The sequence below is a fragment of the Streptomyces sp. NBC_01257 genome (genome assembly GCF_035917255.1).
Taxonomy (GTDB): Bacteria; Actinomycetota; Actinomycetes; order Streptomycetales; family Streptomycetaceae; genus Streptomyces.
The window spans coordinates 3,308,820-3,325,169 of the sequence record NZ_CP108472.1 but is presented as its reverse complement, the minus strand read 5'-3'; the positions used below and the strand labels follow the sequence as shown (position 1 = coordinate 3,325,169).

15 protein-coding genes are annotated in these 16,350 nt (G+C 72.4%); 9 read left to right on the top strand and 6 right to left on the bottom strand.

Annotated elements, in window-relative coordinates:
* Nucleotides 1–62 precede the first annotated feature (62 nt).
* The 3 genes from OG408_RS14060 to OG408_RS14050 all read left to right on the top strand — a co-directional run bounded on the left by OG408_RS14060 (nt 63) and on the right by OG408_RS14050 (nt 2,025).
* Entirely contained in the window at nt 63–686 is a 624-nt protein-coding gene (locus OG408_RS14060; protein ID WP_266779005.1) for an SACE_7040 family transcriptional regulator, read from the top strand.
* A 73-nt stretch (nt 687–759) separates the two neighbouring features.
* A complete protein-coding gene (locus tag OG408_RS14055; RefSeq protein WP_266779002.1) occupies nt 760–1,539 on the top strand; it encodes a phosphatase in 780 nt (259 codons plus the stop codon).
* Between the two features lie 75 nt (nt 1,540–1,614).
* On the top strand, nt 1,615–2,025 hold the full coding sequence (locus OG408_RS14050) for an SRPBCC family protein (protein ID WP_326670136.1): 411 nt from the start codon (nt 1,615–1,617) through the stop codon (nt 2,023–2,025).
* 30 nt (nt 2,026–2,055) lie between these two features.
* Here the strand turns inward: OG408_RS14050 and OG408_RS14045 are convergent, their stop codons facing one another.
* From OG408_RS14045 to OG408_RS14030, 4 genes are all read right to left on the bottom strand, one after another.
* Nucleotides 2,056–3,126: a cation diffusion facilitator family transporter gene (locus tag OG408_RS14045; RefSeq protein ID WP_326670134.1), complete on the bottom strand. Its 1,071-nt coding sequence runs from the start codon at nt 3,124–3,126 to the stop codon at nt 2,056–2,058.
* A gap of 65 nt (nt 3,127–3,191) precedes the next feature.
* Nucleotides 3,192–4,070, bottom strand: a complete 879-nt coding sequence (gene tesB, locus OG408_RS14040) for an acyl-CoA thioesterase II (protein ID WP_326670133.1) — start codon at nt 4,068–4,070, stop codon at nt 3,192–3,194.
* An 18-nt stretch (nt 4,071–4,088) separates the two neighbouring features.
* Nucleotides 4,089–5,246, bottom strand: coding sequence for an acyl-CoA dehydrogenase family protein (locus tag OG408_RS14035; RefSeq protein ID WP_266778994.1), 1,158 nt, complete (start codon nt 5,244–5,246; stop codon nt 4,089–4,091).
* Nucleotides 5,247–5,392: 146 nt separating this feature from the next.
* Nucleotides 5,393–6,133, bottom strand: a complete 741-nt coding sequence (locus OG408_RS14030; RefSeq protein ID WP_326670130.1) for a TetR/AcrR family transcriptional regulator — start codon at nt 6,131–6,133, stop codon at nt 5,393–5,395.
* Nucleotides 6,134–6,287: 154 nt separating this feature from the next.
* Here OG408_RS14030 and OG408_RS14025 point away from each other — a divergent pair, with 154 nt between their 5' ends.
* Together OG408_RS14025 and OG408_RS14020 are read left to right on the top strand one after the other, a co-directional pair.
* On the top strand, nt 6,288–6,887 hold the full coding sequence (locus tag OG408_RS14025) for an NADPH-dependent FMN reductase (protein WP_285563661.1): 600 nt from the start codon (nt 6,288–6,290) through the stop codon (nt 6,885–6,887).
* A 47-nt stretch (nt 6,888–6,934) separates the two neighbouring features.
* Nucleotides 6,935–8,455, top strand: a complete 1,521-nt coding sequence (locus OG408_RS14020; protein ID WP_266778988.1) for an MDR family MFS transporter — start codon at nt 6,935–6,937, stop codon at nt 8,453–8,455.
* A 34-nt stretch (nt 8,456–8,489) separates the two neighbouring features.
* On the opposite strand, the gene OG408_RS14015 is transcribed toward OG408_RS14020, so the two are convergent.
* Nucleotides 8,490–9,932 carry a PucR family transcriptional regulator gene (locus OG408_RS14015; protein ID WP_326670127.1) on the bottom strand — a complete coding sequence of 481 codons (1,443 nt, stop codon included), beginning with the start codon at nt 9,930–9,932 and terminating at the stop codon, nt 8,490–8,492.
* A gap of 190 nt (nt 9,933–10,122) precedes the next feature.
* Here OG408_RS14015 and OG408_RS14010 point away from each other — a divergent pair, with 190 nt between their 5' ends.
* The 4 genes from OG408_RS14010 to OG408_RS13995 all read left to right on the top strand — a co-directional run bounded on the left by OG408_RS14010 (nt 10,123) and on the right by OG408_RS13995 (nt 15,419).
* Entirely contained in the window at nt 10,123–11,607 is a 1,485-nt protein-coding gene (locus OG408_RS14010) for a sodium:solute symporter (RefSeq protein WP_266778984.1), read from the top strand.
* Between the two features lie 62 nt (nt 11,608–11,669).
* Complete coding sequence (gene speB / locus OG408_RS14005; RefSeq protein WP_266778982.1) at nt 11,670–12,638, top strand: agmatinase; 969 nt, start codon at nt 11,670–11,672, stop codon at nt 12,636–12,638.
* Nucleotides 12,635–14,320 (top strand): thiamine pyrophosphate-binding protein, encoded by a 1,686-nt coding sequence (locus OG408_RS14000; RefSeq protein WP_326670124.1) that lies wholly within the window; start codon nt 12,635–12,637, stop codon nt 14,318–14,320. The genes speB and OG408_RS14000 overlap by 4 nt, the downstream gene beginning before the upstream one ends.
* 139 nt (nt 14,321–14,459) lie before the next feature.
* On the top strand, nt 14,460–15,419 hold the full coding sequence (locus OG408_RS13995) for a serine hydrolase (RefSeq protein WP_266778978.1): 960 nt from the start codon (nt 14,460–14,462) through the stop codon (nt 15,417–15,419).
* A 96-nt stretch (nt 15,420–15,515) separates the two neighbouring features.
* On the opposite strand, the gene OG408_RS13990 is transcribed toward OG408_RS13995, so the two are convergent.
* Nucleotides 15,516–16,187 carry a TetR/AcrR family transcriptional regulator gene (locus tag OG408_RS13990; protein ID WP_285563794.1) on the bottom strand — a complete coding sequence of 224 codons (672 nt, stop codon included), beginning with the start codon at nt 16,185–16,187 and terminating at the stop codon, nt 15,516–15,518.
* Nucleotides 16,188–16,350: the final 163 nt, after the last annotated feature.

Below are 16,350 nucleotides of genomic sequence, written 5' to 3'. Positions count from 1 at the left end.
AATGAGCGTTAACGCCCCTTCAGGTTAACGACCGCTAACGCGCCTGTCTAGAATGACTTCCCATGAGCACCCATGCCGCCGCCCGCGTCGCGGCCCCCACCCGCCGCGAGCAGATCCTCAAGGAGGCCGCCCGCCTCTTCGCCGAGCGCGGCTTCCACGGCGTCGGCGTCGACGAGATAGGCGCCGCCGTCGGCATCAGCGGCCCCGGCCTCTACCGGCACTTCCCCGGCAAGGACGCGATGCTCGCCGAACTGCTCGTCGGCATCAGCGAGCGGCTGCTGAGCGGCGGGCAGCTGCGGGTCTCCGAGGACGCCTCCGGTGACAGGTCCCCCGAGGCGCTCCTGGACGCGCTCATCGAGGGCCACATCGACTTCGCCCTCGACGACCGCCCTCTGATCACCCTGCACGACCGGGAGCTGGACCGCCTGCGGGACACCGACCGCAAGCGGGTGCGCCGGCTCCAGCGCGAGTACGTCGAGGTGTGGGTCGCCGTCGTCCGCGAGCTCTACCCGGACCTCCCCGAGCACGAGGCCCGCGCCACCGTCCACGCCGTCTTCGGCCTGCTGAACTCGACCCCGCACCTGGGCCGCCCCGGCGCCCTTCCCGGCCGCACGGACACCGCGGCGCTGCTGCACCGGCTGGCGCGGGGCGCCTTCGCCGCCGCGGGGGAGCGCGAGGCCGGCTGAGCGGCCGGGCGACCGGCCGCCCACCCCTCGATTCACCCGGCACGCTGCGCACACCCCACGGCACAATGGGTTCATGCCGATACCCAGCCGCGCCGCCCTCGTCGACCATCTCGTCCGCACGCGTATCGCGGGAGACGTCGCGACCCCGCGCGACAACAACCTCGCCCACTACCGCAAGCTCGCCAACGGCGACCGCCACTACTGGCTGGGTCTCGAGCTCGGCGACCGGTGGCGCGACGAGCAGGACGTCCTGGCGGTGATGGCCGAGCGGTGCGGGGTCAGCGACGACCCGGAGCACCGGTTCGGGCAGGACACCATCGACCCGGAGCTCACGGTCGACGCCCTGGAGCGGGCCGCGGCCCGGTTGCGGAAGGCGGCCGACGGCTCCGAGCGGGTGCTGTTCGCCACCGGTCACCCGGGCGGGCTCCTGGACGTCCACCGGCTGACGGCGGCGGCGCTGCGGACGGCCGGCTGCGAGATCATGCGGATTCCGGCCGGGCTGATGGCGGACGAGGGCATGGTCTTCCAGTTCGCGGACGTCGCCGTGCAGGAGCGCGGCGCGACCCTCTGGCACACCCATTCCCCGGCGCCGATGGCGGCCATCCTGGACGCCCTGGAGCGCGAGGGCCGCCCGATGCCCGACCTGGTCGTGGCCGACCACGGCTGGGCGGGATGCGCGGCGCAGCGCGGTCTGGACGCGATCGGTTACGCGGACTGCAACGACCCGGCGCTGTTCCTGGGGGAGTCCGAGGGCACCCTTCAGGTGGCCGTCCCCCTGGACGACCATGTGCTGGACCCGCGGTTCTACGACCCGATGACCGACTACCTCCTGGACGCCGCCGGGCTGCTCTGACCGTCCGGACCGGGCGTCCGGGCGTGTCCGATTCGTTCAAGAAACCGGCACCGGTGGCGCACTAACGTCACGACCATGAACAGCGCAGCCAAGGAATCACGCCACCTCGGCGTCCACATCGCCCGCACGGCCGACGAGGTCTACGCCTTCGCGTCGGACCCGCGGAACCTTCCCGCGTGGGCCCACGGCCTGGGTGACTCCATCACGGAGACCGACGGCCGGTGGGTCGCCGAGTCCTCGCCCATGGGAAGGGTCGTGGTGGACTTCGTGCCGCACAACGAGCTGGGCGTCCTCGACCACGACGTCACGCTGCCGTCCGGTGAGACCGTCCACAACCCGGTCCGGGTGATCGGCGACGGCACCGGCAGCGAGGTCGTGTTCACCCTTCGCCGGCGGCCCGGGATGAGCGACGCCGACTTCGAGCGGGACGCCGACACGGTCGCCGGCGACCTGGACCGGCTCCGGGGGCTGCTGGAGCCGGCGTAGCCGCGGTCCGGACGGTCCGGCCGGCCCCGGTTACCGGGGCCCTTCCGTCCGGTCGGTGAACAGCCCGCCGCCCCCGCTGTCCTCGTCGTCGCCGGCCACCGTGCCGCCTCCGGCGGCCCGGGCCCGGCGCCGCTGTTCCAGGCCCGGCGTCGGGTCCAGATACACCCGCCGGATCGCCGGATACCGCTCCCGCAGCTGCTGCTCCGCCTCCTCGCAGGCCCACTCGACCTGCTCGGCGCTGGCCACGTCCCGGAAGTCGACCTTCGCGGCGATCAGGATCTCGGACGGCCCCTGGATGAGCGTGGTCAGTTCCAGTACGTCGATGATGTGCGGCACCGTCAGCAGTTCCTCGCGCACCCCCGCACGCATCGCCGCCGGCACCGGCCGGCCGATCAGCAGCTGGGCGTTGGACCGGCCGAGCACCCAGGCCACGTACACGAGCAGCGCCCCGATCAGGATCGACGCGACACCGTCCCAGACGCCGGAGCCCGACAGCTGGCCGCCGAGCAGACCGCCCGCGGCCAGCAGCAGACCGGCGAGCGCCGCCGAGTCCTCCATCACGACGGCCTTGACCGCGGTGTCGGGGGTGAGCCGGAGGTAGCGCTTCGCGGGGGTGCCGAGACGGCCGGCCTCGGCGCGCACCTGCCGCAGCCCCGTGCGCAGGGAGAAGCCCTCCAGCAGGAAGGCGACGGCGAGCACGAGGTACGAGATGAGCGGGTCGCCGAGCTCCTCGCCCGCGACCAGGGTGTGGATGCCGTCGTAGATCGAGAAGACCGCGCCGCCGACGAACGTGGCGACGGAGGCGAGCATCGCCCAGATGTACCGCTCGGGGCCGTAGCCCAGCGGGTGTTCGTCGTCGGCGGGCTTCTCGCTGCGCTTGAGCGCGGTGAGCAGCAGCACCTCGGTGACCGTGTCGGCGACCGAGTGGGCCGCCTCGGAGAGCATCGCGCTCGATCCGCTGATCAGCCCGGCGACGGCCTTCGCCACGGCGATGCCGAGGTTGGCCACCGCCGCGACGATGACGGTGAACGTGGACTCGCCACCGCTCGCCGTATCCGTTCCGGCACCGGACTCCCCGCCATCAGCACGTGCGTCACTCATGGTGGGGAGTATGTCCGCAGCCGGGCCGGGTATGTCCGACGCGCGGCCGCGAGCCGCAGGCCCGTTCAGCCCTCCCGGGGGACCCGGACCACGCCCTCCTGGATGACGGTGATCGCCAGCCGGCCGTCCTGCGTGTAGATACGGGCCTGGCCCAGGCCGCGCCCGCCGGACGCGGACGGCGACTCCTGGTCGTACAGCAGCCATTCGTCGGCGCGGAACGGCCGGTGGAACCACATCGCGTGGTCCAGGCTCGCCCCCACCACGTCGCCGACCGCCCAGCCGCCGCGCCCGTGGGCCAGGAGCACCGAGTCGAGCAGCGTCATGTCGGAGACGTACGTCGCCATGCAGACGTGCAGCAGCGGGTCGTCGGCCAGCTTGCCGTTGGTGCGGAACCACACCTGGGAGCGGGGCTCGCGCGGCTCGCCGACGGTGCCGAACGGCGGGGCGTCCACGTACCGCAGGTCGACCGCGGCCCGCGCCTCGACCAGCCGGTCGACGACTCCGGGGTCGCTGAACCGGTCCGCGTAGCGCGGCAGCATCTCGGCCGCCGTCGGCAGCGTGTCCGGATCGGGCGCGGCCGGCATGTCCGCCTGGTGCTCCAGCCCCTCCTCGTACGTCTGGAAGGACGCCGAGAGGTGGAAGATCGGCTGCCCGTGCTGGACGGCGACGACCCGCCGGGTGGTGAAGGAACGGCCGTCCCGGATGCGGTCGACGCTGTAGACGATCGGCGCTCCCGGGTCCCCCATCCGCAGGAAGTAGGAGTGCAGGGAGTGGGCGGTCCGGTCCGCGGGGACGGTGCGGCCCGCGGCGACGAGCGCCTGGGCCGCGACCTGTCCGCCGAAGACGCGGGGCACGATCGCCGAACGGCTGGTGCCCCGGAAGATGTCCTGCTCGATCTGCTCCAGGTCGAGCAGATCGAGCAGGGAATCAAGTGCTGAGCTCATGGGGAGAACGTAGCCGCTCTACAGGCCCATGGACTTGGCGATGATCGACTTCATGACCTCGCTGGTGCCGCCGTAGATGCGGTTGACCCGGTTGTCCGCGTACAGGCGGGCGATCGGGTACTCGTTCATGAAGCCGTAGCCGCCGTGCAGCTGGAGGCAGCGGTCGATCACGCGGTGCGCGACCTCGGTGCAGAACAGCTTCGCGGAGGCGGCCTCGGCGGCGGTCAGCTCACCGGCGTCCAGCGCCTCCAGCGCGCGGTCGGCGACGGCCTGGGCCGCGTCCACCTCGGCCTGGCAGGCGGCCAGCTCGAACTTGGTGTTCTGGAACGAGGCGACGGTCTTGCCGAAGACCGTGCGGTCCTGCACGTACTCCTTGGCGAACCGGACGGCGGCCGCGGCCTGCGCGTAGGCGCCGAAGGCGATGCCCCAGCGCTCGGAGGCCAGGTTGGTGCCGAGGTAGCCGAAGCCCTTGTTCTCCTCGCCGAGGAGGTCCTCGACCGGGACCTTCACGTCGACGAACGCCAGCTCGGCGGTGTCGGAGACCTTCAGGCCCAGCTTGTCGAGCTTGCGGCCGACCGAGTAGCCCGCGGACTTGGTGTCGACGGCGAACAGGGAGATGCCGAAGCGGCGGTCGTCCTCGCGCGGGGCGGAGGTACGGGCGCAGACGATGACCCGGTCGGCGTGCACGCCGCCGGTGATGAAGGTCTTGGCGCCGTTGAGGACGTAGTGCGTGCCGTCGTCGGAGAGCTTGGCGGAGGTCTTCATGCCCGCGACGTCGGAACCGGTGCCCGGCTCGGTCATCGCGAGGGCCCACATCTCCTCGCCGGTGGTGAACTTCGGCAGCCAGCGCTTCTTCTGCTCGTCGGTGGCGAGCATCTTGACGTAGGGCAGGCCGAGCAGCGTGTGCACGCCGGAGCCGCCGAAGGACACGCCCGCGCGGGCGGTCTCCTCGTAGATGACGGCTTCGTACTTGTGCGAGTCGATGCCCGCGCCGTCGTACTCCTCGTCCACGTTGATGCCGAAGACGCCCAGCTCACCGAGCTTGAGGTAGAAGTCGCGCGGCGCCTGGCCGGCGGCGAACCACTCGTCGTAGACCGGCACGACCTCGGCCGCGATGAAGGCGCGGATGGTCTCCCGGAACGCCTCGTGGTCCTCGTTGAATACCGTACGGCGCACGGGGTGCCTCCCTGGTCGGCTTCGCTCGGCTTGGCTAAGCGCTTGCTCAGCCTTGGTTAAAAGTTACCCGGCGGTCACGTGAGCTGTCCAGGGTGATGCTGAGCACGCCGACGGGGAGCGCGCCGGGCGCCGGCTCCGGGGCCGCCTCAGATGCCGAGCCGGGCGGCGATCCCGTCCAGGACGCAGTCGAGGCCCGTCTCGAAGGCCCAGGTCGCGTCGTCCTTGCGGGTCGCCCGCAGTCCGTAGCGCTGGTACGTGGGATAGCGGCCGGTCCCCATCAGGTACATCATCTGCGGCGCCAGGCCCAGCCTCGTCTCGGCGCCGGACGACCAGCCGGCCGACTCCGTCCACTCCCGCACCGCCACCTCCGACTGCGCCGCGCCGTGGGCGAAGGCGCTGACGGTGCGGAACGCGACCATCATCGCGTCCTCGTCGAGGCCGAGTCCGTCGAGCGCCGCCAGCTGCCGTTCGGCGATGGCCAGCCGCCCGGGTGTGAGCACGAAGAGGTGGGTGGGCAGCTGCCCGACCCAGGGGTGCCGCAGCATCATGTCCCGGATCAGCAGGCCGAAGGCGCGCAGCACCTCGCGCCACTCGGTCACCTCGTCGGGGATGCGCATCTCCGCCGCCACCCGTTCGGCCATCAGCGCCCACAGGTCGTCCTTGCCGGAGACGTGGCGGTAGGCCGCCATGGGGGCGACGCCCAGCTCAGTGGCGAGCCTGCGCATGGTGACGGCGGCGAAGCCCTCCGCGTCGGCGATCCGCACCGCGACGGCGCCGATGCGCTCCAGTGTGAGCGAGGTGCGGGGTGCGGCCGCGGGCTGTTCCAGGCGCTGCCAGAGCGACTCGTCCGGCGCCGTCTTCCCGCTGTCCTTCTTCCGGCCGGTCACGGGCGGGCTCCTCTCGATAGGCGTGAAGCGTACAGCGTATCCGTCAGTGGACGACGTACACATGGACGTGTACGTTGTACGCATCGAGATACGCAGTACACATCCACGGCTCCGTGTCCACGGCCTCCGTGTCCACCGCTCACCAGGGGGACTCATGTCCAGCAGCACCCGTCCGCAGCTCCGCGTCGCCGTCATCGTCGGCAGCACCCGCGAGGGCCGCTTCGCGCCCGTCGTCACCCAGTGGCTGAAGGGACACCTGGCCCAGCGCGGCGACATGACCACCGATGTCGTCGACCTCACCGAGACCCCGCTGCCCACGGTCCTGCCCGCGTTCGGCGAGCCGCCGGCGCCGGGTACCGAGGAGGCCCTCGCCCTGGTGTCACCGCGCCTCGCGGCGGCCGACGCGTTCGTCTTCGTCACCCCGGAGTACAACCACAGCTTCCCGGCGTCCCTGAAGAACGCCATCGACTGGCACAACCAGCAGTGGCACGCCAAGCCGGTCGCCTTCGTCTCCTACGGCGGCCTCTCCGGCGGCCTGCGGGCCGTGGAGCAGCTCCGCGTCGTGATGGCCGAGCTGAACGCGACGACCATCCGCAACACCGTCAGCTTCCACAACGCCTACGGACAGTTCGCTGAGGACGGCACCGTCGACGACGCCCAGGTCGACGCGGCCGCCAAGGCGCTCCTCGACCAGCTCGCCTGGTGGGCGCACGCACTGCGGGACGCCCGCGCCGCCACCCCGTACACCGCCTGAAGAACGTCTCACGGACACGGATCACGGATACGGATACGGGGGCACCCATGACTCAGTCCACGGACGGCACGCACGCCCGGCAGGGGCCGGAAGCGGCCGGGCCGCCGCCCGGCGACGAGGGCGGGAGCGGACCGTCGAAGCTCGTCCTGTTCGCTCTCCTGCTCGGCCTGGTGCTCGGCCTGCTCGACGGGACGGTCGTCGGCACCGCACTGCCCACGATCGTCGGGGACCTCGGCGGACTCGACCATCTGTCCTGGGTGGTGACGGTCTATCTGCTGACCGCCTCCGTCTCCACCCCCATCTGGGGCAAGCTCGGCGACCTGTACGGGCGCAAGGGCGCCTTCGTCTGGTCGGTCACGGTGTTCCTGGCGGGGTCCGTGCTCTCCGGACTCGCCCAGGACATGGGCCAGCTCATCGCCTTCCGCGCCGTCCAGGGGCTCGGCGCGGGCGGTCTCATGGTCGGCGCCCTGTCCATCATCGGCGTCATGATGCCGCCCTCGCAGGCGGGCCGCTCCCAGGCGATGATCGGCGCCATGATGCCGGTCGCCCTGGTCGGCGGGCCGCTGCTCGGCGGCTTCCTCACCGACCAGCTGAACTGGCGCTGGGTCTTCTACGTCAACGTCCCCGTGGGCGCGCTCGCCCTGCTCGTCATCGGCCTCCGTCTGCACCTGCACACCGAGCGGGTCAAGCCGCGGATCGACTACGCGGGGGCCGGACTGCTCACCACCGCCATCCTGGCGCTCACCCTGCTGGGCAGCTGGGGCGGTACGAGGTACGGGTGGTCGTCGCCGCAGATCATCGGCCTCGGGGTGACCGGAGCCGTCGCCCTGGTCTGGTTCGTCCGGGTCGAGCGCCGCGTCGCCGAACCGATCATCCCGCCCCGGCTGTTCGCCGACCGCAACTTCACGCTCGCCCAGATCCTCACGTTCCTGGCGGGCGCCGCGATGCTCGGTGCGTCCACCTACCTGCCGCAGTACATGCAGTTCGTGCGCGGCGCGTCCTCGACGGCCAGCGGCATGCTGCTGCTCCCGCTGATGGCGGGGATGTTCGGCGCACAGCTCCTGCTCGGCCGGATCCTCTCCAAGGGCGGCCGCTACCGCCCCTATCCGGTCCTCGGCGGCGCACTGACGGCCGTGGGTGCGCTCCTGCTGCTGGCGACGGGCGCCGGCACCCCCACGGCGGTGACCTCCGCCCTGACCCTGGTGCTGGGTATCGGCATGGGCCTGCTGATGCAGAGCACCCTGCTCATCACCATCAACAGCGCGACACCCCGCGACATGGGCGCCGCCACCGGAACCGCCACCCTCGTCCGCACGATCGGGAGCTCCCTGGGCATCGCCGTGCTCGGCGCCGTCTACACGAGCCGCCTCCACACGGCCGGAATGCCCGACGGCGGCACGTCCTGGACGCCGGAGGCGGTGCGCGGGATGCCGGACGGGGTCCGTGACGCGGTCCGGACCGCGGTCACCGACGGTCTGCACGGGGTGCTGATCGGCGCCGCGCTGCTGGGCGCGGTGATCTTCATGGTGGCCTGGCTGATGCGGGAGGTGCCCCTGCGCGAGGAGTGACCGGGGCGCGGCAGGGGGCGGGGGTGCACGGGGGTCACTCCTGCCGCAGCGCGAGCCACAGCTCCGTACGTACGTCCATGTCGTCCAGGTCCACCCCGAGCAGCACCCCGCACCGCCCGATGCGCTGGCGGACGGTGTTGCGGTGGACGGACAGGGCCACCGCCGTGCGGTCCCAGCTGCCGTGCAGGGAGAGCCAGCAGCGCAGGGTCTCGGCCAGGGGCGCGGTGAGCGGGGCGAGGAGGGCGCGGGCGTGCTCCGCCGCCGGGCCGGGCGGGATGAGGGCGGCGATGCCGGTGACCGGCGCGTCCGCCGCCAGCGGGGCGCGGGTCGCCTCCGCGTGCCTCAGGGCCCTGGCCGCCCGGGAGTCGGCGCCGGACAGTGCGGTGACGGGGCCGGGGGACGAAGCGCCGAGCGTCCAGCCCGGCTGCGGGGTCGGCTCCAGGCCGCCGGGGAGCAGGACCCGCACGGCGTCGGTGCCGCGTCCCGTGTCGACCAGCGCCGAACCCAGGGTCGCCCCGAGCGCCCCGGCGGTCAGCGGATCCGCGTGCGCGCCGTCGCCGCGGCGGGCGTGCACCACGGTCCACGGGCCCTCGCCGAGCAGCGGCGCCACCTTCCCGGGGTCGGCGCCCAGCAGCATCCGGACGAGCGCCGCCGACCGGCCCGCCGCGTCCGCGCCCTGATGGGGGGCGGCGAGGAGGGAGAGCAGGACCACGGCGATGCCCGCCACCGTGTGGTCGCCGGCCTCCCGCCGCGGGGTCGCCAGCGCCAGGACGAGGCCCTCGCCGCCGCCCAGCGGATACGCGAGGAGGGAGGTGTCCCCGAGCGTGTCCGTCGCCGATGCGGGCGAGCCCGGCCGCTCCCGCGCGACCACCCGGGCGAGCCGCCCGAGCGCCCCCGTCACCTCCGGCGCCTGCGGCCGTCCCGCCGCGTGCAGTTCCTCGCCGCCGGCCGTGAGCAGGACCGCCCGGCCGCCGAGCTGCACGGCCAGCTGGTGCAGCACCGCCGGCACCGGGTCCGGCCGGGCCGCCGCCGTCGCCAGGGCCTGCTGGGCCCGGGTCACCCGGCGCAGCTCGCGGTGGCGGGCCGCGGCCATCAGCCCCCAGACCGCCCGGGCGATCGCCGTGAACGGGGTCCCGGGCGGCACCTCGACCAGCGGCATCCCGTACCGCTCGCAGGCCGCGACCAGCTCGGGCGGCACCGTGTCGTGCACCGGCCGCACGCCGAATCCGAGCGCCGCGGCCCCCGCCTCCACGAGCCGCGCCACATAGGTGTCCGGGTCCGTGAGCAGCACCCCGGCGCTCAGCAGCAGCTCGCCACCGAGCAGATACGGATACGGGTCGGCCATCTCCGAGGTGTGCACCCACAGCAGCTCGGCGTCGGCCGGCCCCGCGATGCTGCGGAGCCCCAGCTCCTCCAGGGCCAGCAGCGCGGCCAGTGCGACGGGCGGGGTCGGCGGTCCGGGGGGAGCCTCAGGCATGGATGGTTCATCCGTTCGGTCGGGCTGGAATGGATGAAACGTACACTTCAGCGATGCTTCCCGGCCACCTACCGTCTCTTCAGCACGACCGAAAGCGCACCGGAACGCGCATCCGAACGCGTACCTGAACCGCGCATCCGGCGCGCACCGGAATGCACCGGAACCTGTGAACCGAGACGGAGGGAAGCCCATGGCTGTCGACTACGCCGTGATCGTCGTCTACCTGGCCGGCATGCTCGCCATGGGCTGGTGGGGCATGCGCCGCGCCAAGTCCAAGAGCGAGTTCCTGGTGGCGGGCCGCCGCCTGGGCCCCTGGATGTACTCCGGCACCATGGCCGCCATCGTCCTCGGCGGCGCCTCCACCATCGGCGGCGTCGGCCTCGGCTACCAGTACGGGCTCTCCGGCGCCTGGATGGTCTTCACCATCGGCCTCGGCCTGCTCGCCCTGTCGGTCTTCTTCTCGGCGCGCATCGCCCGGCTGAAGGTCTACACCGTCTCCGAGATGCTCGACCTGCGCTACGGCGGCCGGGCCGGGATCATCTCGGGCGTCGTCATGTGGTCGTACACGCTGATGCTCGCGGTCACCTCGACCATCGCGTACGCCACCATCTTCGACGTCCTCTTCGACATGAACCGGACCGTCGCGATCATCCTCGGCGGCGCCATCGTCGTCGCGTACTCGACGCTCGGCGGCATGTGGTCGATCACGCTCACCGACATGGTGCAGTTCGTCGTGAAGACCATCGGGGTGCTGCTGCTCCTGCTGCCCATCGCGGTGGTCAAGGCGGGCGGCTTCGGCGAGATGAGGGCCAAGCTGCCGACCGAGTACTTCGACCCGCTGGGCATCGGCGGCGAGACGATCTTCACGTACGTGCTGATCTACACCTTCGGCATGCTGATCGGGCAGGACATCTGGCAGCGGGTGTTCACCGCCCGCAGCGACCGCGTGGCCCGCCTGGGCGGCACCGTCGCCGGCACCTACTGCCTGGTGTACGCGGTCGCCGGAGCGGTCATCGGCACGGCGGCGAAGGTCATGTACCCGAAGCTGCCCAGCGCGGACGCGGCGTTCGCGACGATCGTCAAGGACGAACTCCCGGTCGGTGTGCGCGGCCTCGTGCTGGCCGCCGCGCTGGCCGCGGTGATGTCGACGTCCTCCGGTGCGCTGATCGCCTGCGCCACGGTCGCCAACAACGACATCTGGTCCCGGCTGCGGGGCGTCGTCTCCCGCGGCGACGGCGACGCCGAACGCGACGAGGTGCGGGGCAACCGGGCCTTCATCCTGGTCATGGGCATCGTCGTCATCGCCATCGCCATCGCCCTCAACAACGTGGTCGAGGCGCTGACCGTCGCCTACAACCTCCTCGTCGGCGGACTGCTGGTGCCGATCCTCGGCGGTCTGCTGTGGCGCCGCGGCACCGCGGCCGGGGCGCTGGCCGCGGTGGCGGTCGGCGGCGTCGCGGTCATCGGCCTGATGGCGGGCTACGGGATCCTCGCCAACGAACCCGTCTACTACGGACTCCCCGCCTCCCTCGTCGCGTACGTCGTCGTCTCGCTGGCGACGAGGCCCACGGACGCCGCGGTCCTTCTCACCTGGCGCGAACGGCTGGCCGGCCGTGACGGGCCGGCGGCGCCGGCGGAACAGGCGGAACCGGCCGCCGAGCCGGTCACCGGCTGACGGCCGCGTCCCCGCATCCCGCACACTTGCACCACGCACAGAACAGAGAAAGGCCCCACCCCATGAGCAGCAACGAAACGCCGCGCGGCCCCGTCGACTCCTCCCGCGTCCCGCGGTACGCGGGCCCCGCGACGTTCGCCCGGCTGCCCCGCCTCGACGAGGTCGGGACGACGGACGTCGCCGTCGTCGGTGTGCCCTTCGACACGGGCGTCTCCTACCGGCCCGGCGCCCGCTTCGGCGGGAACGCGATCCGGGAGGCCTCGCGGCTGCTCCGCCCGTACAACCCGGCCCAGGACGCCTCGCCGTTCGCCCTCGCGCAGGTCGCGGACGCCGGTGACATCGCCGCCAACCCGTTCGACATCAACGAGGCCGTCGAGACGATCGAGGCCGCGGCCGACGACCTGCTCTCCACCGGCGCCCGGCTGATGACGCTCGGCGGCGACCACACCATCGCGCTGCCGCTGCTGCGGTCCGTCGCCAAGAAGCACGGCCCCGTCGCCCTGCTCCACTTCGACGCGCACCTCGACACCTGGGACACCTACTTCGGCGCCGAGTACACCCACGGCACCCCGTTCCGCCGGGCCGTCGAGGAGGGCATCCTCGACACCTCCGCGCTCTCCCACGTCGGCACCCGCGGCCCGCTGTACGGCAAGCAGGACCTCACCGACGACGCCAAGATGGGCTTCGGCATCGTGACCTCGGCCGACGTCATGCGGCGCGGGGTCGACGAGATCGCCGACCAGCTCCGGCAGCGCATCGGCGACCGCCCGCTCTACATCTCCATCGACATCGACGTGCTGGACCCGGCGCACGCCCCCGGCACCGGCACCCCCGAGGCCGGCGGCCTCACCTCCCGCGAGCTGCTGGAGATCGTGCGCGGCCTGTCGTCCTGCAACCTGGTCTCCGCCGACCTGGTCGAGGTCGCCCCCGCGTACGACCACGCCGAGATCACCTCCGTCGCCGCCTCGCACACCGCGTACGAACTGACGACGATCATGACCCGCCAGATCGCGGAGGCCCGGCAGAAGTGAGCCACGACCACCACGACGAGCGGCCCGAGCTCACCCCCGAGCAGGTCGCCGCCGCACTGAACCCCCCGGCCGGACGCAACGGCGGCGACCTCGTCGTCGAGACCCTCCAGGGCCTCGGCGCGACCACCGTCTTCGGTCTGCCCGGACAGCACGCGCTGGGCATGTTCGACGCCCTGCGCCGCTCGCCCCTCACCTACGTCGGCCTGCGCGTCGAGAACAACGCGGGCTTCGCCGCCGACGCCTACGGGCGCATCACCGGCGAGGTCGCCCCGCTGCTCCTGTCCACCGGACCCGGCGCGCTCACCTCGCTCGCCGCGCTCCAGGAGGCGGCCGCGGCCTCCGCCCCCGTGCTCGCGATCTCCAGCCAGATCCCGGTCGCCGGCCTGGGCGGCGGCCGCCACGGCTATCTGCACGAACTGCGCGACCAGAAGGCCTCGTTCCGCGACATCGTGAAGTCGGTGCACACCGTGCGTACGGCCTCGCAGATCCCTTCCGCGATCGCCGCCGCCTGGGAGTCCGCGCTGACGGCACCGCACGGCCCGGTCTGGATCGAGATCCCGCAGGACGTGCTCCTCGCCGGGACGACGCTGCCCGTCGTCACGGCGATGGACGCGACCCCGCGCGAGGTGCACGCCCGCCCCGAACTCATCGCGGTCGCCGCCCACCTGCTGTCGAACGCGGAGCGCCCGGCGATCATCGCGGGCGGCGGAGTCGTACGCTCCGACGCGTCCGGCAAGCTGCGCGCCCTCGCGGAGCAGATCGACGCCCCGGTCGTCACCACCTTCGGCGGCAAGGGCGCCTTCCCGTGGGAGCACCCGCTCTCGCTCCAGTCCTGGCTGGAGGACCGGCACACCACCGACTTCCTGGAGGACGCCGACGTCCTGCTGGTCGTCGGCTCCGGGCTCGGCGAACTCTCCTCGAACTACTACACGTTCGCGCCGCGCGGCCGGGTCGTGCAGATCGAGGCCGACGCCGGGAAGCTGGAGTCCAACCACCCGGCGCTCGGCATCCACGCCGACGCCCGCGACGCGCTGTCCGACCTCCTGGAGGCCGTCACCCCGCGCGAGGACCCGGCCGCCGCCGACCGCGTAGCGAAGGTGCTCGGTCTCGTACGGGAGCGGATCGCCGCCCAGGAACTCACCCTGGAACAGCACCTGGTCGCCGAGATCCGGGCCGCCCTGCCCGACACGTCCCCCAGCTTCTGGGACATGACGATCCTGGCCTACTGGGCCTGGTCCGCCTTCGACGCCCGCCACCCCAACACCATGCACTCGGCCCAGGGCGCGGGCGGTCTCGGCTACGGCTTCCCGGCGGCGATCGGCGCGGCCGCCGCCGACCGCACGAGGCCCGTCCTCGCGGTCTCCGGCGACGGCGGCGCGATGTACTCGATCGCGGAGCTCGCCACGGCCCGCCAGTACGACCTCCCGGTCACCTGGCTGATCGTCGACGACGGCGGCTACGGCATCCTGCGCGAGTACATGACCGACGCCTTCGGCGAGGCCACCGGCACCGAGCTGTCCCGCCCGGACTTCGTCGCCCTCGCCGAGTCCTTCGGCGTCCCGGCCGTCCGTACGAGCCCCGAGACGCTCGCCGCCGACCTGGCCGAGGCCTTCGGGCGCCCCGGCCCCTCGGTCGTCGTACTCCCGGCCCTGATCCGGATGTTCGAGCCGACGCACCTCTAGACGCCTCGCGCGGGAGTGCCCGGGACCCGAGGTCCCGGGCACTCCCGCGTACAACTTTCCGGCCGTCCACGAGTCAACTCTTCGGGGTGCGCCGGGGGCGCGCCCGCTGGAAACACTCAGGGGACGGGAACGCACACACATGACTAGACCCCACATATCCCGCCGCGCCCGGGCCGCGCTCTGTGCCGCGCTCGCCGTCGGCGTGATCGCACCCGTGGCGGCCGGGGCGGCGCCCGCCGGGGCCGCCACACCGACGACGAGCTGCACCTCGGGCAAGGCCGGGCTGGCCTCCAAACTGTCGAAGGACATCACCGCCGCGCTCAAGGGCCGCAAGTCCACCACGGCGGTGGCGCTGTACGACCGGACCACGAAGACGACGTGCACCCTGCGCGCCACGTCGAAGTACGACTCCGCCAGCGTCGTGAAGGCGACCGTGCTGGCCACACTGCTCTGGGACAACGCCAAGACGGGCCGCTACCTCACCCAGCGCGAGACCGACCTCAGCACCGCGATGATCACCAAGTCCGACAACGACGCGACCACCGCCCTGTGGAAGCAGCTCGGCGCCACCAAGGTCAGCGCGTTCCTCAAGGCCGCCGGAATGACGCACACCGTGCCCGGGTCCGGCGGCTACTGGGGACTCACCCAGATCACCGCGCAGGACGAGCAGCGGCTGCTGACCCTGCTCACCGCGAAGAACTCCGTGCTCAGCGACGGCGCCCGCGCCTACGAGCTCGGGCTGATGCGCAAGGTCGTCTCCTCGCAGCGCTGGGGCACCCCCGCCGGGGCCCCGGGCTCGGCCACCGTCCAGGTCAAGAACGGCTGGCTGCAGCGTGCCACCCACGGCTGGCGGGTGCACAGCATCGGCGCGTTCACGGGAGAGGGCCACGACTACGTCCTCACGGTGCTCACCCAGGACAACGCGACGATGAACACCGGCGTCGACACCATCCAGGCCGTCGCCCGTGCCGTGCACAAGGACCTGAACCCGCGCTACATGAACCACATGGACCCGGTCGTGCCCGGCACCCTGCAGGAGGCGATCCCGCCGGTCCCGGAGGCGCCGGCCGGGCGGATGCTCAGCGTGCCGCGGAGCTGAGCGGACGACTGACCGAGCGGAACCGTCCGTCACCGGTCCGTGCCCGGCGGGCCGGTGGCGGACGGCCGGTGACGGGCGGGAGTGCCTGTCCCGGTGTCAGTTCCCGGCCCGCAGGCGGCGGCCGGCCTCGGCCTGGAGGCGCAGGCCTGCCAGAGTCAGATCAAGACCGGCGAGGAACTGCTCCTTGTCGTCGTGCCCGTCGAACTCGTCGACGATGTCGTGCAGGAACGGGTACTTCCCGGGGTCGAGCGTGCGCCAGGTCGCGGCGTAGCGGCCGAGGTACTCCTCGCGGCCCACGAGGCCCTCGACCACCTCCTGCGGCGGGTCCTGGCCCATGTCCCCCGCGTTGGCGACGACGACGCCCACGACCGCCGACACGGCGTGGAACCGCTGCCGCGGCGTGAGCCCGAGCCCGGCCGTCTTCTGCCCGAGCTCCTCGTAGATCCGCAACGTGTTGCCCTCGACGTCGATGTTGCGCATGAACTGCGCCCCCAGCCACGGTCGGTCCACGACCGCGTCGAACAGGGTGACGGCCATCATGCGCAGGTCGTCGATCGGGTCGCCGCTGTCCTTCTGCCCCTCGACGGCCGTCAGCACCCCGCCGAGCACATGGTCGATGGCGCGGTCGAGCAGTTCGTCCTTGCCCGATACGTACCAGTAGATGCTGCCGACGCCGGTGCCGAGCCGGGCCGCGAGGGCGCGCAGGGTCAGCGCCGGTGCGCCCGCCTCGTCGAGCAGGGCCACGGCCGCGGTGAGAACGGCCTCGATGGAGTGCGACCCGCGCTGACGTCCCCGGGAGGGGCGATCGGCGGGTCGGGGTCGCGGGCCTGTCATGGTCCCCATCCAATCACAGCTTGCGCATTTATCGAACCACGTTCTATGGTCGAACCACGTTCCATTGTAGAACGTCGTTCGATAGTCGGCGGCGTTC